The following is a 4,614-nucleotide window of genomic DNA, read 5'->3' as shown; positions in this document are numbered from 1 at the left end:
GTACCGCTGAGGGGGCGCGATCCCATGGGATCGCGCCCCCTCAGCGGTACCTGCTTCGGTTCTCCATGGCTCCCTCGCTCATGGCGCCGGAGTCGCAAAGCCTTCCTTTGCGAACCCCGCTCCAACTCCAACTTCCGGTATTTTCAGGACATTTCATCGCCTCAAGGGCCCGGGGGATTCCCGCTGCGCGAGGATGCGACTCCTCACGGCAGCCTTCACCACGCCTCATCGGAAGATGAATCACCAGCCTGCGGCGCCAACGCTCTTTCGCCAAGGCGTTCCGCCTCGCTGGCACAACGCATCTCCGACGGGCCTCCCAAGTCCGTCTCGGGTGCTTCCGGTCGACCTTCCAAGCCCCTCCCAAGAGCGTCCCAAATGGCATCTGACCTGGTACTTGCATGGCGATCTGCAACGCTTTACGCATGGCAAGTCGCATCGCAGAGTGCATGGCTGGATGCATGGCTGGATGCGCGTCGGCATGGCTGAATGAAGGGGCGGAGGAAGGCCTCACACGCACGGCGGTCGGAGGCGTGTTTATTTTCTGTCAGGCGACTCGGCGTGCTGTCATGCGCGGCGCTATGGCGATATCGAACAAGGAACGGTTGCGCTCATTTCAGGGCCCAGTAGGACATCTATCCGCAAACCAAAGGGGTTTGGAGTGCCGTCGCAGCCCATCTCGCTCAAATCTGCGACACGCCCTGGATTCCTGACAGGAGAACACTTGCCGCTGATCGCGCTAGGATTGCCCCGAGCCGTTCATGTGAAAGGACCCCCCACCATGGCCAGAAAGCCACAGAGGGCACAGCGGTGGACTCTGTTGAAGGTCGCGACCCTTGCCGGTCTCGGCAACAAGGTGGCCTACGAGGCACGCGATCGCGGCGTTCTCCACCCCGATGTGCTCAGCCCCAGTGACGCGCTGCCTCTGCTCACCTTCGACGCCCTGCGCCGGGTGAGCTGGCCGCGGGAAAACTACGCACGCAACACCCCCACCCGCTTCCGACTGTGGGAATCCCTGGCCATCGAGCAGTCGCGGATAGAGCTTGAGACCGTGGACCGGCGAACGGGACTCTACGTCCACCCGGCCGGCGCCGAGCTGGCCGTGCTGCCCAGCCACCATGTCGTCACCTCGCTGCAGCTCGTCGAGAGCGACACCCCGCATTTGTATCTCCCCCTCGGGCAATGGGCACAGCAGATCCTTGAGGCCCTGGAGAACTTCGAGGTCGGTCTGCAGGTCACCGCCCCGGATACCGGGGACGGTGCCGCGTGATCGGCCTCCTCTCGCTCTCTCCGGGTCGGTGCACGGCCATGGGGCCACCCCGCTGCGCCCTCGTGCCGCGATGAGGCGCCCCGCGCAACTCCACCCATCTCCCGCCCTCTTGAACGGTACGGACCTCACCGAGCAGCGGCCTGGGGATCTTTTCGCCCCGGGCCCTTCTTCGTAGCGAGACCCGCGACAAGGAGCCGCCTCCCGCAGAACGTCCCTCCCGCCTCCGGAGCTCATCCGCAGTCAATTGCATAGGCCACGGCTTAGCTGTTCGTTCCTGACAGCCAAGTTGCGCTGTTTGTTTGCCTCAAACTCCCTCGTTCAGGAGTCGACCATCGCTGCCATCACGAGGACTGGTTTTGTGTTGCCTAAATCAGGTCTCTTTGCCCCGAATTCAACCGATTCCATCGGTTCTGCTCCTACAGCTGTCGCTGCTCTCGCTCCGGTTCGCGGCAAGCAGCAGGAGGTCCTGCACACTGCCTCGCGTCGTGCGCAGCCACGCGCCTGGCTCCGGGCCGTTACCTGGCTTCTCAATGCGGGCGTCCATCCCAAAGCAAGCGAAGCTGTGCTGGCTCTGGCTCGGGATCTGGCCGCGCGCATGGACTATCAGCGTGGGATCGTGCTGTACGACCTGCAGGGCACCGCGCAACGCCTCGGGGTGAGTGTGGCAACCGTCAAACGCCAGGCAGCCGTGCTCCGTGAACTGGGCACGCTGGTCTGGCTCGTACACGGTTCAAAGCGCAACCTGCGCGTTCCCGGCCGCAAGTACACCGCAACCGCCACCGTCTACGGAGCTGTCATCCCTCCTTGCTACGACATCGCTATGGGTCATGTCCTCCAGGGCACGGGGTATGACGCGCGCATCGTCGGGGTCACGGAGGAGGGCCGGGAACAGGCGGTCCAGCAGGCCCGGTCCCTGGCCCAACAGAAGATCCGCGCCAACCGTTCAAAGCAAACCGACCGCGCCGTTTCACCACGGCGTGAGCCCCATTCTCTTGGTCGTACCCCCCACTCGGAGACAGTTGAGGTGAATCCTGGGGTTAAAGACACCTCGCGCAAGCGCGCGAGCCGCTCCATTTCCTCCACTGTCCAGACCAACAAGCAGCGAACCGCGAGCGGTCCGCGTCGTCCGGTGGCACAAGTAGCCCGTGACATCCTCATCGCTCGCCAAGTCCGCCCTTTGGTCGGCTGGACTCAGACCGAGGGGTTGCGCCGACTGGCCTTCGCCTTGCGACCGTTGATCGACAAGGGTCTGGATGTGCATGACATCGCTGCCGAGCTCCACTCCTGGTACCTTGTCTGGCACCCGGCCAAGCCTGCCGCCTACATCACCGCGCAGCTCCGCAAGCACGCAGGAAGCTCCATCATCCCGGATGCTGTCCAGCCGCTCACAGTCGCTCCTCAGGACAGTGCCGAATGGCGGGCCTGGTGTGAGCGCAACCAGGCAGCCAAGGCCATGACCGAACTGATCGAGACCGCCCCGGTTCGCACCGCTGCCGACCGGGCTCAGGCCCGCCTGGCAGCCCAGTACAATCCCCACATGGTCATCGACCATGTCGAAGTCCATGGCGAGGACGACGCTCTCGACCTCTTCGGCACCCAGCTCGTCGCCAGACTCGTCGGCCTAAGCCATTCTTCACATGTGCACCTCGGGACTGCGTGACGCCGCGGATGCCGGGCACGCACCGCGCCCCATATCCGTCCGGCGAGCGGTGCACAACCTCTTCACCCGGAAACGACGCTGGTGAGGTTCCCCCGAGATGCGGAAGTGGTTGACGGCAGGTCATATGGGACTCATGAGAGGACTTTTGACCATGGCTGCTCCCAGGAAATACCCACTGGAGTTGCGTGAGCGTGCGGTACGGATGTATCGCACCACCGAGCCGAAGCCGCAGATCAAGCGGCTGGCTGTCGACCTCGGGGTGCATCCCGAGGCTCTGCGGACCTGGATCCGCCAGGCCGAGGCCGACGCCGGCGAGCGCGATGACCGGCTGACCACCGACGAGAAGGAAGAGCTGGCCATGCTGCGGCGGGAGGTGAGCCAGCTCCGCCGGGCGAACGAGATCCTGCGGACCGCCTCGGCTTTTTTCGCCTCCGAGCTCGACCCGACCCGGCGCAGGTGACGGCGCTCATCGACGAGCACCCGCACCTCGGGGTCGAGCCCGTCCTCCGGGAACTGTCCATCCCGCCCTCCACCTACTACCGCTGGCGCCGGGCCGGGAAGGAGCCGTGCGAGCGGCGGCGGCGCGACGCGGAGCTGACCGAGCAGATCAGGGAAATCCATGCGGACTCCGGCGGCATCTACGGCTCGCCGCGCGTGCACGCCGTGCTCCGGCGCGAGGGTGTTCACGTGGGCCGCAAGCGGGTCGAGCGGCTGATGCGCGAGGCCGAGATCGCGGGCCTCAGCCCGCGCCGCAAGGGCTTCACGCGCCGGGATCCGAAGGCCGGCCTGGCCCCGGACCTGGTGAAGCGGGACTTCACCGCTCCCGCGCCGAACCGGCTGTGGGTCACCGACCTCACCATAATCGCGACCGGTGAGGGACCCCTGTGGCTCTCCGCGATCCGCGACGCGTTCTCCCGGCGCGTGGTGGCCTGGGAGACCTCGGCCCGCGCGGACGCCGACCTGGTCCTGTCGTCTCTGGAGTACGCCCTGGCCAGCCGGGAGGTCGAGCCCGGACAACTCGTCCATCACGCGGACCACGGCTGCCAGTACACGGCGATCAAGCTCACAACTCGCCTGGTGAGGGCGGGAATCGAGGCATCTATGGGGTCCATCGGAGACTCCTACGACAACGCCCTCGCCGAGAACCTGTGGATGCTCATCAAGACCGAGTGCGTCCGCGGCCGCGTCTTCGCCACACGTGCCGAGGCGAACCTTGCGCTCTTCGAGTACATCGACGGCTTCTACAACGGCCGGCGCATCCAGAAACGCCTCGGCTACCTCAGCCCTGTCGAGTTCGAGGAGAAACACTACACCGACCAGGCGACGGCCGAACAAGCGAACCTGAAACCCCGTCAACCCGCCCTGACCAGCTGATCAGCACCTCCCGCACAACGGGGGAACCTCACTGGTGGTCAGTGTGGAAACGGCTCACGAGCGCGTCTCCGACGGAATACATTGCTGCCTTCCGCAGGGTCGCACGTTCCTCTTCGACCTCGCGGACCTCCTTACGCAGGGCCGCGTTCTCCAGTTCCAGCGAGGCCCGCGACGCGCGTCCCCCGCAGTCGGCCTTCTCCCATCGCCCGTATCCAGTTCCGCGGTGTCTCCGGATCGATCCCCAGGCCAGTAGTGACCTATTGATCCGAAACGGCTGGGGTTCTGATTCGTTGATCAGCGTGTGAGTGAACTG

General features: G+C 65.3%; 5 protein-coding genes. 4 read left to right on the top strand and 1 reads right to left on the bottom strand.

Going from position 1 to position 4,614, the window contains the following annotated elements; all coding sequences use genetic code 11:
- Window positions 1–817: 817 nt before the first annotated feature.
- From I5Q34_RS34225 to I5Q34_RS34210, 4 genes are all read left to right on the top strand, one after another.
- Window positions 818–1,267, top strand: a complete 450-nt coding sequence (locus tag I5Q34_RS34225) for a hypothetical protein (protein ID WP_199896402.1) — start codon at window positions 818–820, stop codon at window positions 1,265–1,267.
- 595 nt (window positions 1,268–1,862) lie between these two features.
- The gene (locus tag I5Q34_RS34220) at window positions 1,863–2,927 is read left to right on the top strand and encodes a cell wall protein (protein ID WP_199896401.1); all 1,065 of its coding nucleotides are present in this window, start codon (window positions 1,863–1,865) and stop codon (window positions 2,925–2,927) included.
- Window positions 2,928–3,078: 151 nt separating this feature from the next.
- On the top strand, window positions 3,079–3,387 hold the full coding sequence (locus tag I5Q34_RS34215; protein ID WP_199896400.1) for a transposase: 309 nt from the start codon (window positions 3,079–3,081) through the stop codon (window positions 3,385–3,387).
- Window positions 3,384–4,301, top strand: coding sequence for an IS3 family transposase (locus tag I5Q34_RS34210; RefSeq protein WP_199896399.1), 918 nt, complete (start codon window positions 3,384–3,386; stop codon window positions 4,299–4,301). The genes I5Q34_RS34215 and I5Q34_RS34210 overlap by 4 nt, the downstream gene beginning before the upstream one ends.
- A gap of 28 nt (window positions 4,302–4,329) precedes the next feature.
- On the opposite strand, the gene I5Q34_RS35415 is transcribed toward I5Q34_RS34210, so the two are convergent.
- The coding region (locus tag I5Q34_RS35415) for a hypothetical protein (RefSeq protein ID WP_234429956.1) at window positions 4,330–4,614 on the bottom strand (285 nt) is incomplete at its 5' end.

This window comes from Streptomyces sp. AV19, assembly GCF_015999245.1.
Classification (GTDB): domain Bacteria; phylum Actinomycetota; class Actinomycetes; order Streptomycetales; family Streptomycetaceae; genus Streptomyces.
The sequence above is the reverse complement of the archived record's forward strand: the minus strand, read 5'-3'. Positions and strand labels throughout refer to the sequence as shown.